Origin of the sequence: Paucilactobacillus wasatchensis, from assembly GCF_000876205.1 — a bacterium.
GTDB classification, from domain to species: Bacteria; Bacillota; Bacilli; order Lactobacillales; family Lactobacillaceae; genus Paucilactobacillus; species Paucilactobacillus wasatchensis.
In genome coordinates this window covers 24,156-41,100 of sequence record NZ_AWTT01000013.1, presented here as the reverse complement: position 1 = coordinate 41,100, position 16,945 = coordinate 24,156, and the positions used below count along the sequence as shown (strand labels likewise).

The 16,945-nt window shown below is 42.4% G+C and carries 17 protein-coding genes and 1 pseudogene; 13 read left to right on the top strand and 5 right to left on the bottom strand.

The window, feature by feature from the left end; genetic code table 11:
* Positions 1-454 (bottom strand): annotated as a pseudogene (locus WDC_RS09490) (MFS transporter); the annotation flags it as partial.
* Between the two features lie 140 nt (positions 455-594).
* Complete coding sequence (locus WDC_RS03645; RefSeq protein WP_044010442.1) at positions 595-2,025, bottom strand: C69 family dipeptidase; 1,431 nt, start codon at positions 2,023-2,025, stop codon at positions 595-597.
* Positions 2,026-2,284: 259 nt separating this feature from the next.
* Here WDC_RS03645 and WDC_RS03640 point away from each other — a divergent pair, with 259 nt between their 5' ends.
* From WDC_RS03640 to arsC, 4 genes are all read left to right on the top strand, one after another.
* Positions 2,285-3,208, top strand: coding sequence for an ABC transporter ATP-binding protein (locus WDC_RS03640; RefSeq protein WP_044010441.1), 924 nt, complete (start codon positions 2,285-2,287; stop codon positions 3,206-3,208).
* Complete coding sequence (locus tag WDC_RS03635; protein ID WP_044010440.1) at positions 3,198-4,814, top strand: ABC transporter permease; 1,617 nt, start codon at positions 3,198-3,200, stop codon at positions 4,812-4,814. The genes WDC_RS03640 and WDC_RS03635 overlap by 11 nt, the downstream gene beginning before the upstream one ends.
* Before the next feature lie 15 nt (positions 4,815-4,829).
* Positions 4,830-5,477: a TetR/AcrR family transcriptional regulator gene (locus WDC_RS03630; RefSeq protein ID WP_044010439.1), complete on the top strand. Its 648-nt coding sequence runs from the start codon at positions 4,830-4,832 to the stop codon at positions 5,475-5,477.
* 414 nt (positions 5,478-5,891) lie between these two features.
* Positions 5,892-6,314: an arsenate reductase (thioredoxin) gene (arsC, locus tag WDC_RS03620; RefSeq protein ID WP_044010437.1), complete on the top strand. Its 423-nt coding sequence runs from the start codon at positions 5,892-5,894 to the stop codon at positions 6,312-6,314.
* A gap of 118 nt (positions 6,315-6,432) precedes the next feature.
* Here arsC and aroD read toward each other — a convergent pair whose 3' ends face one another.
* Entirely contained in the window at positions 6,433-7,206 is a 774-nt protein-coding gene (gene aroD / locus WDC_RS03615; RefSeq protein WP_052497786.1) for a type I 3-dehydroquinate dehydratase, read from the bottom strand.
* A 431-nt stretch (positions 7,207-7,637) separates the two neighbouring features.
* On the opposite strand from aroD, the gene aroE reads away from it, so the two are divergent.
* The 9 genes from aroE to WDC_RS03570 all read left to right on the top strand — a co-directional run bounded on the left by aroE (position 7,638) and on the right by WDC_RS03570 (position 15,531).
* On the top strand, positions 7,638-8,540 hold the full coding sequence (aroE, locus tag WDC_RS03610; protein ID WP_044010436.1) for a shikimate dehydrogenase: 903 nt from the start codon (positions 7,638-7,640) through the stop codon (positions 8,538-8,540).
* A gap of 1 nt (position 8,541) precedes the next feature.
* Positions 8,542-9,570 (top strand): 3-deoxy-7-phosphoheptulonate synthase, encoded by a 1,029-nt coding sequence (aroF, locus tag WDC_RS03605; protein ID WP_044010435.1) that lies wholly within the window; start codon positions 8,542-8,544, stop codon positions 9,568-9,570.
* Complete coding sequence (aroB, locus tag WDC_RS03600; protein ID WP_044010434.1) at positions 9,563-10,639, top strand: 3-dehydroquinate synthase; 1,077 nt, start codon at positions 9,563-9,565, stop codon at positions 10,637-10,639. Before aroF ends, aroB begins: the two co-directional genes overlap by 8 nt.
* Before the next feature lie 18 nt (positions 10,640-10,657).
* Positions 10,658-11,833 (top strand): chorismate synthase, encoded by a 1,176-nt coding sequence (aroC, locus tag WDC_RS03595; RefSeq protein ID WP_044010433.1) that lies wholly within the window; start codon positions 10,658-10,660, stop codon positions 11,831-11,833.
* Between the two features lie 23 nt (positions 11,834-11,856).
* Positions 11,857-13,152: a 3-phosphoshikimate 1-carboxyvinyltransferase gene (gene aroA / locus WDC_RS03590; protein WP_044010432.1), complete on the top strand. Its 1,296-nt coding sequence runs from the start codon at positions 11,857-11,859 to the stop codon at positions 13,150-13,152.
* Between the two features lie 9 nt (positions 13,153-13,161).
* Complete coding sequence (locus WDC_RS03585) at positions 13,162-14,007, top strand: prephenate dehydrogenase (protein WP_044010431.1); 846 nt, start codon at positions 13,162-13,164, stop codon at positions 14,005-14,007.
* Positions 14,008-14,011: 4 nt separating this feature from the next.
* Positions 14,012-14,524: a shikimate kinase gene (locus WDC_RS03580; protein ID WP_156126988.1), complete on the top strand. Its 513-nt coding sequence runs from the start codon at positions 14,012-14,014 to the stop codon at positions 14,522-14,524.
* Between the two features lies 1 nt (position 14,525).
* Positions 14,526-14,798 carry a chorismate mutase gene (locus WDC_RS03575; protein WP_044010430.1) on the top strand — a complete coding sequence of 91 codons (273 nt, stop codon included), beginning with the start codon at positions 14,526-14,528 and terminating at the stop codon, positions 14,796-14,798.
* Between the two features lie 67 nt (positions 14,799-14,865).
* Positions 14,866-15,531, top strand: a complete 666-nt coding sequence (locus WDC_RS03570) for an HD domain-containing protein (protein ID WP_044010429.1) — start codon at positions 14,866-14,868, stop codon at positions 15,529-15,531.
* Here the strand turns inward: WDC_RS03570 and WDC_RS03565 are convergent.
* Complete coding sequence (locus tag WDC_RS03565; RefSeq protein ID WP_044010428.1) at positions 15,512-16,270, bottom strand: hypothetical protein; 759 nt, start codon at positions 16,268-16,270, stop codon at positions 15,512-15,514. The two genes, WDC_RS03570 and WDC_RS03565, sit on opposite strands and share 20 nt — an antisense overlap.
* Before the next feature lie 14 nt (positions 16,271-16,284).
* Positions 16,285-16,845 (bottom strand): Cys-tRNA(Pro) deacylase, encoded by a 561-nt coding sequence (gene ybaK, locus WDC_RS03560; protein WP_082040909.1) that lies wholly within the window; start codon positions 16,843-16,845, stop codon positions 16,285-16,287.
* Between the last annotated feature and the right edge of the window lie 100 nt (positions 16,846-16,945).

The window sequence follows — 16,945 nt, the reverse complement described above, 5'->3', positions numbered from 1 at the left end:
TCCATCCCATCGCTGCACCACGTTGTGATGGCGGAAAAATAGAAGTCATAATCGTTTGGTAAACTGGTGAAGTGATGCCAACGCCGGCTGCTTCAACTAACCGGCCAAATAAAATGATCCAAAAGCTTTGAGCAAAATAGCAAATAATCGTACCAATGAAGAAAATTACGATCGCTGCCAAATATAGTTTACGGGTATCAAACCGTTACAGGAAAAATCCTGTAATTGGGATCACAATTCCCATCATCAGCATAAAACCGGTTGTCAGCCACTGCACGGTAGTTGCTGAAATATTAAATGATTTCATCAGCGTTGGAAATGCAGTTGTCAGCATGGTCGAAGTTAAAAAGGTACTAAATGTACCGATTAACAGGGTAAAAACTAAAGCAAGACGATTATACGGTCGGCCGTTTTGGTCGAGGGGTTGGTCGCCATAATTGACGTCATTTGACAAAATTGTCACCTCGAATAAATTTATTTGTTGCGTTCGAAAAAAAGACACAAAGGTTATTGTATCATAATATTGGTTTTAATTTAATGAGATAAAAAAAGTTTACGACGGGTTGTCGCAAACTGGCGGTACTAATATTTGGTTTATAAATTTTTATCCATGGTAAATGTTAGTGTCGATAATTGTAAGCCGTGCATGATTAATTGTTCAATTATTTTTTTAGTTCGTTGGGCCATTTCATTAGTCATTTTTTGATTTTGGTTAGTTAAAAAGCTTGTTAATTCTTTGCCGGTCATGGATTGCGCTTGCTTGATAGTTTGGGCAACAAACCGATAATGGAATTCCCGCGTTTCCTTCAAATAGTCTAAATCAGTTTGGATGAATTTAGCGTGATGGGATTCAACTAGCATTGACAATGTGCGATACATCCAGTAAGCACTCTTTAAATCGATATTTAATTCAAGCGGGGTGTCACTGTAACTCGCGTCGGTTTTGGTAGCATTACCGAAAAACGGTACATATGGCGTGAAAGCAGGGATACCAAAACATAGCCACATGATGGCAGCGGCTTGTTCAGGGGCGTCATTACGGACTTGCAACACATGTGAGTTTTGTGTTCGGCTCAATGAAATGGGACGGTAACGGTGCTTATCTTCGTTTGAACCGTGTCCTAATGGATCAAATTGAGTACCATTATAGTGGCTGCTCAAAATAGCTTCTACATCTTCTAAACTAATTTTATGCGTCGTTTGGCGAATGAATGGTAAATCAAAATCTTCCGGTGACTGGTCGATTTCTGGATTGAGTTGTAATTGGGCGTACCATTGACGGGGCGTGTTGTAATGTTGATCAAACTCAGTTGCCGTCCCAAAAATATGGCGGAAATTCCACCCAGTTTGGTCGGGATTCAGATGGTTATCGGTGACAAAAGATTGGATACCATCAGACCATAAGAAATTCGCATTGTCAGTAAAGTCCACTTCTTGAATGGCTACCCGATTGCCAGTTGCGGCATATGAATTATCAGGAATTCGTTGTGCGACCCAGTGATGACCAGTGACAATCTCCATGTACCAAACATCATGGGCATCACTAAAGATAACACCGTTACCTTCAGGCGACCCATATTTGGCGATCAGACTACCAAGGTAGGTGACGCCTTCTTTGGCTGAATTAATGAATGGTAATACCATGGCAACAATTGAATCTTCAGCTAGTCCATTTGAAACTAATGGATCAAATGCTAATACTCGTTCGTTAGCGTATACACTTTCAGTGGCGCTCATACCGACATTTTTTTCATTAAAGCCGTTTTCATCATAAACGCCTTCGTGCTCGACATCGACATTGGGTGTTCCTTGATAACGATAGCCGTTTTCAGGTAGTGGTGCGCTAAATCCATTTTGGCCTGAAGTTAAAGTTTCGTGGCGACCGCTGACACTGGGATAGATGACAAAACGTTGGGGGGTTAACGGCAGAAAAGTATCGTCATTACGAGCAGCCATTGTGGAGCCATCAATACTGGCTTTTTTACCGACTAAAATAGTAGTACATGCTTTTAAATTTTTCATTATGCTAATCCTTTCGAGTAAGACAGGTATATTTACTAACTAGTTTACCGCTCCCAGCCAATTAGTCAAAAATATGATCTAACAAAAAAAACATCAGGCCGCTTATCGCTGGTATATCAACTTAATACGGCAAGTTTGCATGTATTGACTCATTGGTCATTGACTAACGAGTCAAAAGGAGCTATACTCATGGCGCAAATGAAAAAGAAACCTCATTTGACGAATAAAAATGATGCACGACTTCAGGGAGGAAGCGGTAATCATGGTAGAAAAAATAGTTGAAATTAATCACTTACAAAAAAAGTTTGGCAAGGTGCAAGCATTGGAGGACATTACATTTGATGTCCGCAAAGGAGAAGTATTTGGCTTTATTGGCCCTAATGGTGCAGGGAAATCGACCACTATCCGGGTTTTGTTAGGTATTTTACGTGCCAGTGGTGGCTCTGCAACGATTTTTGGCCAAGATGTTTGGCATGATGCGGTCGCAATTCATGGGCGGTTGGCCTATGTGCCCGGGGATGTCTATTTATGGCCCAATTTAACAGGTGGTGAAGTGATCGATTTGCTTTTGAAACTCAATCACCAAAAACACAGCGCCAGAACAGATGCGTTGATTAAACAATTCGAATTTGATCCAACCAAAAAATCACGTACGTATTCAAAGGGAAATCGACAAAAAGTTGCTTTGATTGCGGCCTTATCAACCGAAGCTGATTTATATATATTTGATGAACCAACATCTGGGCTGGATCCGTTGAATGAAGAAATTTTTCAGCAAAATGTCCTGCAATTAAAACAACAGAGAAAGAGTATTTTATTATCAAGTCATATTTTATCTGAAGTGGAACGAATGTGTGACCGAATTGGAATCATTCGGCAAGGTAAAATTATTGAGACAGGTTCGTTAGATGAAATGAGGCACTTAACGCGCACCGTGATCACCGTTCAAACAAATGAGCCGGTTAGTGAATTAGACCAAATTGATGGAGTTCATAATATAAAGGAAGACTCGAAGCAAACAAATAAAGTTTCATTTTCAGTTGATTCAGAAAAAATTGATGCGGCGATGGAATTGTTGGCAGCTAAGGGGATTGTTAGTTTGCAAAGTACGCCACCAACACTAGAAGATCTCTTCTTGCGCTACTACAATAATGACAGTCAAGGGGTGAAGAGTGATGCACAATAGTAATTTCAAACAGGCCGGTTTTTTGACCAGATTTTATCTGCGTAAGGATTGGTTTAGAATCATTGTTTGGCTAGTTTGTATTGTTGGATTAATGGGCGTAGCTGCGGGCAAGTTTGATAGTTTGTATGGCACTAAATCAGCCATGAAGTCAATTGTCACAACATTAAAAACTCCGGCTATGGTGTCTTTGTTTGGACCGTTTACAGCGCAGCCACCATATAATTCAGCCTTAATTTATGCGATGGAAATGATGGTTTTCATGGGTTTGTTTATGGCAATGATGAACATTTATTTTGCGGTTCGTAGTACCCGGGCACAAGAAGATAGTGGTGTGTTGGAGTTAATTCGTGCACATGGAGTTGGTAAACACGCACCCTTAATTGCTGCAACGGCTGAATTATTTATTATTAACTTGTTTATTGGCATTTTGGAAGCGTTAAGTTTAATAGCGGCAAAGATGGATGGCGCTGATGCTGCTGGTAGTTGGCTGTTTGGTTTAGGATTAGCTGCCTTTGGCTTTATGTTTGGATGTGCGTCGCTATTGATGGCTCAGCTGAGTGACAATTCACGGGGCGCTACTATTTTAAGTTATTTAGTAATGGGCTTGTTGTTCTTGCTCCGCATGCTAACTGACGTGCAAAATCCTGACTATACTTGGTGGTCTCCGTTTGGTTGGATTGAAAAATTGGCGATTTATGAAACTAATAACTGGTGGCCGGTTGGTGCAATGCTTATAGGGGCACTTCTAATGATAATGATTGCTTTTTATGCCCAGGCACATCGGGATGTTGGTGCTGGCTTAATTGTGACCAAACCGGGACGCAAGCGGGCATCTGTAGTGTTGGCAGGTCCATTTTCCTTAATCTTCCGGTTAGAGCGAATTAGTTTTATTGTTTGGATGATTGGGATGTTGGTGCTGGGGGCCAGCTATGGTTCTATTTTCGGTACAGTTGGGGATATTATGAAAACCAATCCGATGATGGTCCAATTAATGGGTGGCAATGCAGTGGATGCTGCTAATCGCGTCGTCATTTTGAATTTTGCTTCACTCTTGGCGATTGTTTTCGTTGTCATGAGTACAATTCCTGCCATGCAAACGGTGATGAAAATTAATGGTGATGAACGTAAGGGGTGGTTGGAACAGATTCACGCCAAGTCTGTTTCACGATTGCAGCTATATTGCAGCTATATCGCAGTTGCATTGATTACAGGAGTTTTGGGTTTATTGCTGGGTATTTTAGGGATGTATGCTGCGGGGCAATCTGCAGATGTTCATATATCGCTGGATCGTTTCTTACAAGCGTTTTATGGCTATCTACCAGCACTCTTAGTGGTTGTCAGTGCAACAGCTGTGTTGGCTGGACTATTGCCGCGGATACAAACGATTAGTTGGCTTTTGCCTGCGTATGGTTTTATCTCATTATATTTAGGTGGTTTGCTGGATTTACCTGATTGGGCAGTTAATTTGACTCCTTATGGTTGGGTTAATAAGGTACCACTGCACAACGTTCAATGGGATTTAGCTTTAGAAATGACGGCACTTGCGTTAATATTATTTATTGTTGGCTTTATCTGTTACAAACGAAGAGATATGGTTGAAAATTAAGAGAGGAGTAACTCAATGGTTGACGAAACACCCACAGTGCCAAAGGATCCAGCTAAAGTACAACGCATTTTAGCAAGTGCGATGCACAATTTTGCGGTTCACGGTTATCGCACAACTAAAACAGATGTGATTGCACAAGAGGCGGACGTGTCGAAGGGCATTATTTTTCGTTATTTTGGCAATAAAGCACACTTATTTGTGGCGGTATTGCAACAAGCGTTTGATAAAATTGAAGGCGTTGCTGATTACAGTGTGTGGCACAATTCAACTGATTTGGTGGAAATGATTGTCCGTGCCACTAAGTACAAAATTGAGTTGCAGCTCCAATATCCAGATGAATTTGGTGTTTTGATGGATGGTTACGTCATTGCAGAAAAAGCACCAAAAGAGGTCAAAGCCGGTATCAAGGCAGTTTATGCAAGGGCAACTAATGTTAGTTTGCAAGAATTGATTACGCCTGTTTTAGATCGATTAGAACTACGCCCAGAAGTGGACTACGACCTGGTTTACACGATGATGACAATGGTCATGAACCAAATTCAAGAAGAAACCAAGGTGTTCATGAAGACCCACCCCCACGCAGAATTAACTGAATTTACGGAAATCATCGAACACGCAAAAAGATATGTGGGAGTGGTGGAAAAAGGAATTTTAAGAGTGTGAGCAGCCGCGTTAAAGCTCCGGAGTGTAACGGTAAAAAGCAACGAATGGGTCCGTTTTTGGACCAATTCGTTGCTTTTTATGGTTACACGCAGGAGCTTGCGGCTGCGAACACATTTAGACAACAAAGCAGTGAACAAATGGGTCTGTTTTTTTGGTCCATTCGTTGCTTTTTATGGTTACACGCAGGAGCTTGCGGCTGCGAACACATTTAGACAACAAAGCAGTGAACAAATGGGTCTGTTTTTTTGGTCCATTCGTTGCTTTTTATGGTTACACGCAGGAGCTTGCGGCTGCGAACACATTTAGACAACAAAGCAGTGAACGAATGGATCCAAATCTCAGTGCTATTTGCTTGTAGCGACACAAATCCTTTGCTATCCTAATGACAATAACTCTCAGAAAGGATCCTCAACAATGAAGCAAATCTACTTCTTATGCACCGGAAATTCGTGCCGCAGTCAAATGGCAGAGGGTTTTGCTAAACAAATTATGGGGTCCAAGTGGCAAGTAAAAAGTGCTGGGCTAGAAACTCATGGTTTAAACCCGTTAGCAGTGCAGGTAATGGCGGAAAATAATATTGATATTTCAAGCCAGTTTTCGAAATTAATTGACACCGACTTTCTATTTAGTAGTGATTTAGTGGTTACTTTATGTGGGGATGCAAGGGACAGATGTCCAGTCACTCCAAGCAGCGTCAAAAAATTGCACTGGCCGTTACGTGATCCAGCGCAGGCAAATGGCACCCAGGAAGAAATTTTGACGGTGTTTCGGAAAGTTCGTGATGAAATTGAAGTACGCGTTTTGGAATTGAAAGCTGAATTGGAACTTGAAAAATAAAAAAACGACTTGAAGTATTTAAGTTTCAGTCGTTTGTTGAGTTATTAATTTTTATAAATAAATTTTTTAGATAGATATAACGGGAAAAGGCGTTCAAAAGTGAACGTTTTTTTTCGTCTCAATTTAAATTAATCAATTCCATCACCGTGCGTAAATGTTCAGCCGACAATTGACCTGGGGCTGAACTTTCTACTACTGATGCAAATGTGGCGACACTGCCAAACAGTTCACCAGCTACTCTGGTTATTTTTCCTAGGTCCCCCATTGACATAGAAATAATTGGCGGCTCAATTTGACGGTCGGCCGCTACGGTAGCATTCATTAAATGTAAAACATCTTCGCGGCTGTTAGGGGTAACCGCCAACTTGACCATGTCCGGATTCAATTTGGCCATTCTTGAGTAGAGAAAAATTAAGTCATTTGTCAGTGGCGTGCCTTTGAAGTCATGATGACTCAAAATTAATTTAGTGTCACTATTATTGGTTAAATGTGTTAATTCAGCGATAGTGTGATCTGATTGCGAAAATTCGACATCGATCGCATTGGCAACCTCCGCCTCAATTAGTGCTCGGTAAGATGCAATATAAGCTGCTTCGGAATATTCTGTTTTGCCACCTTCTGCTGCAGTGCGGTTAGTGACGATTAATGGAATGTTACCAAGGATTGCTTGCAGTGCTTGGCCAGTGGTAACTAGTTGGTCGAAATCAACCACGGTACCTAGGTAATCTAGGCGCCATTCGGCAATTTCAGCTGGTGAAGCGACAATTGCGCGGCCTTGCATTAATACGTCGCGCAAATTGTCGGCCACAATCGGTGCGATCATTCGCTGTGGTGCGTGAGTTCCTAATACGAGTTGTTTCAAATTAATTGTCTTGTCTGGTTGCTGGGTCATGGTGTACCTCAATCTTTTATTTTCTTGAGCGTAGCATGAAATGAAAGGGGATGCAATGACATTGAATGCAAAATTTATTTCAAAATGGGTTGACAGAGATGTGAAAGCTTGTTAAGATACCTTTAATCAAATTCACAGGAGATTTTAATATGCAGCAGTTCAATAATTCAAATTTGAATAGTTATTATTACTATTGGTTTAGAAAGTGATGTTTGGGTCTTCCCAGATGCAAACATCACGTTTGCATCTAGGTGACCAATAGTTTTTAAGCATATTAAAAAACAATTGCCACATAGATGTTTTTACCAAGATAAAACATTGTGTGGCGTTTTTATTTACATGACTCAGTGGAGATCCATCTCCATTGTTTCCGTGAAGCCTCGCAGTGTTGGACACTGTGAGGCTTTTACTTTTGAAAGGGGCAATGGATGATGGAAGAAGAAAATAATAGTACCAGTGGTGCAACACAGCTGTTTAGTCTGTTTGCTCACCCCGCTGGTCACAGCTTATCACCATTGATGCATAACACTAGTTTTCAGCATTATCAGATGAATGCCAAGTATTTAGCATTCGACCTGCAACCGGAACAATTAGAAAGTGCTGTCACGGCTATGCGGACATTTAAATTCGGTGGGGCAAACCTATCCATGCCATTCAAGCATCAGGTAATTCCTTTATTGGACCATATCACGCCACGAGCAAAGTTACTTAATTCGGTGAATGTCATCGTTAATCACAACGGTGAATTAACTGGGGATTCAGTAGACGGCGAAGGCTTCTTCAAACAGCTGGCCAATCAAAATGTGACCATTGTTAACGAAACAATGACGATCTTCGGTGCCGGTGGTGCGGGATTATCCATCATTCAAGCCGCGACTGAACAACATTTAAAACAGATATTTGTTTTTAAACGCCGCAATCAGAGCTTTGGACAGGTTGACCAACAACTCAAACAGATTGAATCTCAGGGAGCCACCCAGATCAGGTTGCTTGATTATGCTAATGAAGCAATGATGATTCAGGCTATTCAAGCAAGCACCATCGTGGTTAACGCCACCAACCTGGGAATGGGTGATTATAACAGCCAGTTGCCTGCTCCACCTGGTGTTTTACAGTATTTGACACCAGCACAGACTGTTTGCGACGTCATCTATGCGCCGCTTGAAACTAAGTTTTTAGCCATTGCCCGCCAGCAAGGCTGCCAAACATTTAATGGGTTAGGAATGCTGATTTATCAGGGAGCACTCAGTTTTAAACAGTGGACACACCAAGCAATGCCAATCGAAATTGTCAAAAATGCCATTCAACTTCAACTAACAGAAAGTAGGAAATAACATGATTATTATTTTAAAACAACAAACCGCAGCTCAAACTAAACACTTATTGCAACAGCATTTCGGTGGTCATACGGATATTTTCGTTCATGCTAACCGGATCGCGATTAACAAAATTACTGAAGCTGACTTAACTGACCAAGAACGTGCCGGCGCCCAAGAAATTATTATGGATCATCCCGCTGCCATCCAAAGTAGTCGTGCCTTTCATCCTGAAGATACAATTATCAAGTTGCCACACACGACGATTGGTGGACCACACGGCTTCACAATGATGGCCGGACCCTGTTCTGTAGAGTCGGAAACACACGTCGCTAAAATGGCTAAGGTGGCTCATGATGGTGGTGCTACAATTTTACGCGGTGGTGCATTTAAGCCTCGCACCTCACCATACTCATTCCAAGGCTTGGGCGTGGACGGATTGAAGTTTCTTCGCCAGGCGGCTGACCAACAAGGAATGGATATGATTACAGAAGTAATGGATGAAGAGCACTTAGATGTCGTTTGTGAATACGCTGATATGTTACAAATTGGTGCTCGTAATATGCAAAACTTCTCTTTACTAAAGGCAGTCGGTAAAACTAACAAACCGGTGTTACTTAAACGTGGCATGTCGGCATCGATTGATGATTTATTGAATGCAGCTGAATACATTGCTGCTGGTGGTAACCATCAGATTGCACTTTCAGAACGTGGTATTCGTGGGTTTGATAACAAATACACTCGTAATACCTTCGATGTTAGTTCGGTGCCCGTATTGAAAAAGTTAAGTCACTTCCCAATTATTGTGGATCCTAGTCATGCTGAAGGACATTGGGATCTAGTTACTCCAATGGCATTGGCTGGAACTGCCAGCGGTGCTAACGGGGTGGTTGTTGAAATTCACGATAACCCAGAAAAAGCCTTCTCAGATGGGCCACAAGCATTGAAACCAGAGATCTTTAAGGAAATGACTCGTGAAGTATTTGCCTTGCATGCAGTGTTGGATTCATTCAGTCAGAGCACCAAAGGAGCCGTTGTTAATGGCTAGAGTAGAAGTTCAATTACCAACAAAACAATATGAAGTACAAATTGAAAATGGGTTATTACAACAAATTGGTGGGCTCATTGAGCAAACTTGGCCATCGCGGCAAGTAGCGTTAATTAGTGATACCAATGTGGCGCCATTATATCAAGCTGACATTACTGAGCAACTAGTGCGACACGGATTTCAGGTGCGTGAGTATACTGTGCCTGCAGGCGAGGCATCTAAAGCATGGCCAGTTATCGCCGATTTAGCAACCAAAATGGCCGGCGATCACTTTACTAGAAGTGATGGGGTAATTGCCCTTGGTGGTGGTGTGGTAGGTGATTTAGCTGGATTTGTTGCTTCAATTTACATGCGTGGAATTAGCTTTATTCAGATTCCCACTTCATTACTTGCGCAGGTTGATAGTTCGGTTGGTGGTAAAACAGCGATTGATTTAGGGGAAGCTAAAAATATTCTGGGAACATTTTACCAACCAGACGCTGTTTTCATTGATCCAACAACATTGACAACGTTATCGGACCGCTATGTTGCTGAGGGATACGGTGAAATTGTAAAAACTGCGGCCCTTGATTCAACTGATTTTTGGCATTTAACTGAACAAATCAATTCGATTGATGATATTCGTAGTCATGCAACAGAGCTTAGTCAGCGCAGCATTGGCTACAAAGCACGGATCGTGATGGCCGATGAGAAAGAAAGCGGTCAGCGGCAGTTGCTTAACTTTGGTCACACAATGGGGCACGCAATTGAATTATTAGCACATGGCAAACTTGCACATGGTGAAGCAGTCAGTATCGGCATGGTACATTTAATGCAGGTGTTTGAGGATCTAAAACTAGCATCAACTGGCATTACAGCGGCAATTAAAGAACGGCTGCAGGCAGTTGGGCTACCCCTGGATTCACCATTGCTTGGCACCGCAGCATTTTATGATAAAATTAAAAATGACAAGAAAAATAAAAATGGTAAATTGAATTTAGTTTACTTGCAAGCGATAGGTCAACCGGCAATTTACTCGATTCCAACCGATCAAGTACAAGCCTTTTTCAACGAACAGACAATGGATTAATAAAGGAGATTCGAAGCTATGCGCTACGTAACTGCAGGAGAGTCACATGGACCAGAACTGACCGCCATCATTGAAGGTGTGCCAGCGGGATTAACCATTTCCGTGGACCAAATTAATGCGGACCTCAAACGGCGGCAACAAGGTTACGGCCGTGGTAACCGAATGAAGATTGAAAGCGATCAGGTTAACATTTTATCTGGGGTGCGCCACCAAGTTACGTTGGGTTCTCCAATCACATTAAATGTGACTAACAGAGACCATGCTCGTTGGAATGAGATTATGGACCCAATGGTGGAGGCAACTCCAGCCAATAGCGTCCGCCGGGTAGAACGGCCACGACCGGGACACGCTGATTTAGTTGGTGGGATGAAATATCGGCACCACGATTTGCGTAACGTATTGGAACGGTCCAGTGCCCGTGAAACAACCATGCGGGTGGCGGTTGGTAGTTTATGCAAGCAACTGTTAGGTCAAATTGGTGTTCAGGTACTTGGATTTGTTCGAGAAATTGGTGGTGTAAGTGCGGATGCTAGAAAGTTGGAACAATTCGCCGATCTGACTCAATTGAAGCAGGCGACTGATGCCAGTGAAACGCGGACATTTGATCCTGCAGCCGATGAAAAAATGAAGACTCTGATTGACGAGACAAAACGAGCTGGCGATACACTTGGTGGCATCGTTGAAGTGATTGCAACCGGTATGCCAGCAGGATTGGGCAGCTATGTTGGTGCCAATACAAAGCTGGATGCAAAATTAGCTAGCGCCATTGTGGGCATCAATGCTTTTAAGGGCGTTGAGTTTGGTGACGGGTTCGCATTTGCTGAGCATCCGGGTAGTGAAGGAATGGATGAAATCTTTTGGGAGCAGCAACGTGGCTTTTATCGGCAAACAAACCATTTAGGTGGCTTTGAAGGTGGAATGACCAATGGGATGCCGGTGATTATTAAAGCAGTTATGAAGCCGATCCCAACTTTGTATAAACCACTAATGAGCGTGGACATTGAGACTAAAGAAGCATATAAGGCCAATGTCGAACGTTCTGACACTACGGCGGTTACTGCAGCAGCAGTGGTTGCTGAAGCCATGGTGGCCATTACCTTAGCCACTGCATTACTGGATAAGTTTGATGCTGATTCAATTGACCGATTAAAAGAACAGGTTCAAGCTTACCAGGAGGAATTAAAACAATATTAAATTGATAAAGGAGCAATTTCGCGATGACAACAATTGCATTACCGCAAAATAATAATGGTCTCCACGGTACGCTATCCATTCCTGGTGACAAAAGCATTTCACATCGTAGTGTGATGTTTGGCGCAATCAGTGAAGGTAGAACAACCGTTGATCATTTTTTATTTTCGGACGACTGTTTACGCACAATTGCTGCTTTTAGAGCACTGGGAGTTAAAATTGAAACGACAAGTGATCAGGTTACGATTGAGGGTAAGGGTGGCTTTGATCAGTTTGAAAATCCCGATCAACCACTTGACATGGGCAATTCTGGCACCTCCACCAGATTGTTGTTGGGCCTTTTAGCACGCCAACCATTTGATATTGAAATGGTGGGGGATGCTTCGCTGAGTAGACGGCCGCTCAATCGAGTTATTGAACCATTGGCGCAAATGGGAGCACAGATTAGCGCACGTGACAATAATTTATTGCCATTAACATTGCACGCTAATCGACGCCTCCAGGAAATTGATTATCAGTTGCCGGTTGCCAGTGCCCAAGTTAAGAGTGCGTTAATCTTAGCAGGATTACAGGCTGATCAGCCTACTCAGTTAACAGAAAAATTGATTACGCGGGATCATACAGAAAAAATGCTACAACAATTTGGCGGTTCCATTCAGCAAGAAGGTAAGCACATCAAAGTGACGCCACAAAGTGAGTTTCAAGGGCAACACATTTCTGTGCCCGGCGATATTTCTTCGGCTGCGTTTTTCATTGTGGCCGGGCTATGTGTGCCCAACAGCAAAGTTGTGTTACAGCAAGTGGGACTGAACCCGACGCGAACTGGAATTTTGAGTGCGTTGTCTAAAATGGGAGCCCAATTTGAAATTTCGAATGAAACCGCAGCTAGTGAGCCTGCTGGCGATATCACGATCCACAGCCAGCAGTTGCAAGCTATCAATTTGACCGACCAAGATATTCCTGGATTGGTGGATGAGGTACCGTTAATTGCTTTAGCAGCAACTCAAGCCACAGGAACAACAGTTATCAGTGGAGCCGAAGAATTGCGCGTCAAGGAAACTGACCGAATTGAAACCGTCACGGAAGAACTCAAAAAAATGGGTGCAGACATTGAACAACGACCAGATGGGTTCGTGATTAATGGTGGCACCAAACTGCATTCGGCGGTCGAACCACTTGATTCACACGGGGATCACCGAATTGGGATGATGTTGGCAGTGGCTAATTTAATCGCTGGTGGCACAGGTCAATTACAACATGCTGACGCCATCAATATTTCCTATCCAACATTTTGGCAGGATGTGGCACAATTGCAATCGTGAGGTAAAAAAATGAAATTAGTTGTTGTTGGTCTGGGTGAAATGGGCGCATCACTGGCATTAGCCATGAAACGTGGCCGAGGAAAAATTGAAATTGTGGGCGTCGATAATGATGAAAGGACAATGAACCAAGCGGTCCAATTAGGGATTATCGATAAGATGACAACAGATTTACAATCAGCAGTAATTAATGCGGATTTAATTGTACTTGCCACACCGACGAAAGTGATTATTGATTACTTAACTCAGCTAGCACGCTTAACGTTAAAGCAAACCGTAGTGGTGACTGACACAGGCAGTACTAAAGTACAGGTGATGCAAGCTGCCCGTGAGTTGACGACGGCAGGGATCAATTTTGTTGGTGGTCATGCCATGGCTGGAACACAAAAGGCCGGAGTGACTGCTGCTGATGAGAAATTGTACGATGAGGTGCCCTACTTTTTAATTTCAACGCAGCCAAAATTGATAGAAACAACCCAGAGGCTGCTGGCACCACTGCAGGCAAAGTTCACTACAATTACTGCGGTTAAACACGATCAAATGATGGCGCAGTTGAGTGATTTACCGCATATTGTGGCGGCAGCGCTGGTAAATAGTACCGCACAAACGTTGCAAGCAGAACCAGAATTACCACAGTACGCTGCGGGTGGTTTTAAGGACACCACTAGGATTGGTGGCGCAGATCCAAAAATGTGGACAGATGTGTTAATGACTAATCGTCCGGCCACTTTATCAGCGCTGCAGCATTATCAAGCACAGATTGCAGCAATGATTAGTGTCTTGGAAAATGGTGATGCTGCAGGGATCAACGCATTTTTTACTTCATCACGCGCAATCCGTGCCAAATTTGAGGAGTGATTTCGTGACACAAATAATTTTGGTCGGTTTCATGGGGGCCGGCAAAACAACGGTTGGGGCTCAATTAGCACTGGCCCTGAATACATATCAGCGCGATTTGGACCAAGTGATTGAACAACAGTTAGGCGAATCAATTGGTAGTTTTTTTGCCCGCGAAGGTGAACCAGCATTTCGTCTGTTTGAAACTAAAATGTTGCGGGAAAATGCTGCACTGGACGTGATTTTGTCAACTGGTGGTGGGATTGTGATGCAAGCGCAAAATCGTGATATTTTAAAGCAAAGTGGTGCGCCAGTGATTTACTTAAAAACGCAACCAGAGGCCATTTTACAACGACTACGAGGAAACCTGGATCGGCCGTTGCTTAACCAACTTGACCGTGAGTCTTTTTTGGATTTATGGCAATATCGCGAGCCACTTTATCAAGCTGTGGCTGATTTTACAATTGTAACGGACAAGTTGACACCAACCGAAATTACAGAGCAAATTATTAATCAATTAAATGTGAGGAAGCGCTAGAATGGATGAATTAAGAGCACAAATTAATGAATGCGATGATCAAATTATGCAAGCGTTGGATCACCGGTTTCAAATTGTGCGACAAGTTTCCAGATATAAACGAGATCACCAAATGCCTGTGCGCCAAAATAAGCGGATGGAAGCATTAGTGGCACGGTTAAGTCAACAGTATGGTGGGCAAAATATCTCAGCAGAGTTTGTTGAGCAGCTTTACCAGGTAATTATGGAACACGCCATTGACCTAGAAGAACAAACCATTGGACAGGAAGATTAGTTTCTTAAATAATCGAATGTCCTTTTTTGTTGTACACTATCATTATCTAATAGTAAGGAGAAAAATTATGACGCCAGCACAACAAATAAATCAAATTAAACAGTTTGTTATCACCCAAGAAGGACAAGATAAAAGTGGTCACGGAATGGATCACTTGGTGCGGGTGACCAACATGATTGAGCAACTTTGTCAGCATGAATCAGCGGACCATTTTATTTCACTTGCCGCTGGTTGGTTGCATGATGTTATTGACGATAAATTGACGACACAACCGCTGGAACAACAGGCCAAGGTCAAAACGTTTTTACAAGAAATTGATGTTACCGAGTTTCAAATTAATGCCATTATGGAAATTATTACCAATATGTCATTTGCAAAATCATTGGATGGTCAGCAACATGGATTGTCAATTGAAGGGCAGATTGTTCAAGATGCAGATCGCCTAGATGCCATTGGTGCGCTGGGAATTGCACGGGCGTTTTACTATGGCGGACACAAAGGTGAAGAAATGTATGATCCACAAAAAAGTCCCCGGTTAAATATGACGAAGGAACAATACCGTCATGAACCGGGAACTGTGATTAATCATTTTTATGAAAAACTATTGTTGCTGGCACCTCAGCTGAATACAGCCACTGCAAAACGAATTGGTGCGCAGCGGCAACAGGTAATGAAATCCTTTTTGGCACAATTCAAGCAAGAGTGGAACGGAACTAGCGAAAATGGCCAATAATCCGGAGCACCAGCGTAGTCACCACGGCAATCAATAAAGCAAACAACATTGCTGTAATGAAGGGGACCATGATCGACTGGATCAGTGTCACAAGACTGGTGTTCCAACCAAACAGGCTTGCGATGACCGTGACCAACACCAACAACACTAACAAACTAATTAAGCCCAGCGATGAGTTTTTTAAGTCAGCTGGACTCAAATCAAAGCCACCGAGACAAATGTTGATAACCACCAGGATCCAGATGATGAAGCCCCAGAAGCCATAGGTTGGTGTAATTTGTGTGGGAGAAATAAAATCGTGATCCGTAATCAATGTTTGCCAAGATGTTAATGACGATGGCAGCAGCCACTTAGTGATGAAATAAATCGCAATTGTGTTGCCGATGATTGGTGCAATGCCGATAAAAACATTGCCAACTTTTTGATAGAAGTTGTGCTGATTCCAAGTATGATTAACGTAGCCAAGGGAATTATCGCTAGGGTCATTACGATTTGGACTGCGAACCAGCCGAAAGCTAGTGATGTGATGGCCAAACAATAATGCCATCAGTAAGTGGCTGGCTTCATGAATGACAATACCAAACCAACCGGCAATAATTTGAGCAGAAAAGCCAAAATAAGTCACCACTTGACGCTTACTGCTGCGGTTGGCGAACACTAAACCAGCGCCGAGAACGCTAGGGATAATGATTAAATATAAAATAATTTGTCCGAATGTGCTAGCAATGGTTTGTAACATCCAATTCCTCCATACTATGCCTGTTTTAAGTCCACAAATGGCGCATGAACTAAATTGGCTAAGTCTGTTGCGTTGATTTTTATCGATCGTCCGATCTTACCAGAAGATACATAAATTGTCGCTGTTTCTTGGGCAGATTGATCGATATAGATCGGATATTTAAACTTTTCATAGATACCGACTGGTGTGTTGGCACCATGTTCGTATCCAGTTGTTTTTAATAAATCCTTGAGTGGGACCATGTTAACTTTCTTATTGCCAGATACTTTAGCTAGTTTCTTTTCGTCAAGGTGATAATCAACAGGTAGGACGCCAACGACTGGGCCAGTGCTGTTGCCTTCGAGGACCAATGTTTTGTAGACCAAATGTTCGTCAATGTCACTGTGGTCAACGCTCAGCTGAGCAATATCACCTTCTTGGTGAGTTGGAAATTCAGCTTGTTCGTAGCTAATTTTGTTTTTATCCAGAATTTGTTCGACTAATGTTTTTTTAACTTTTTCTTTTTGCCCATTTGACTGTCTCCTTACAGCTTCATTTAAGATACGTAAATGTTGAAATTTTGTGATTATCGTCATATTTTTTAGGGTTGGAACGGACCATTTATGTAAAAGTATACAACCAATTATCAAAATCTGTTATACTCATGACAAGATGAGTAGCTAATGGTCATAAATA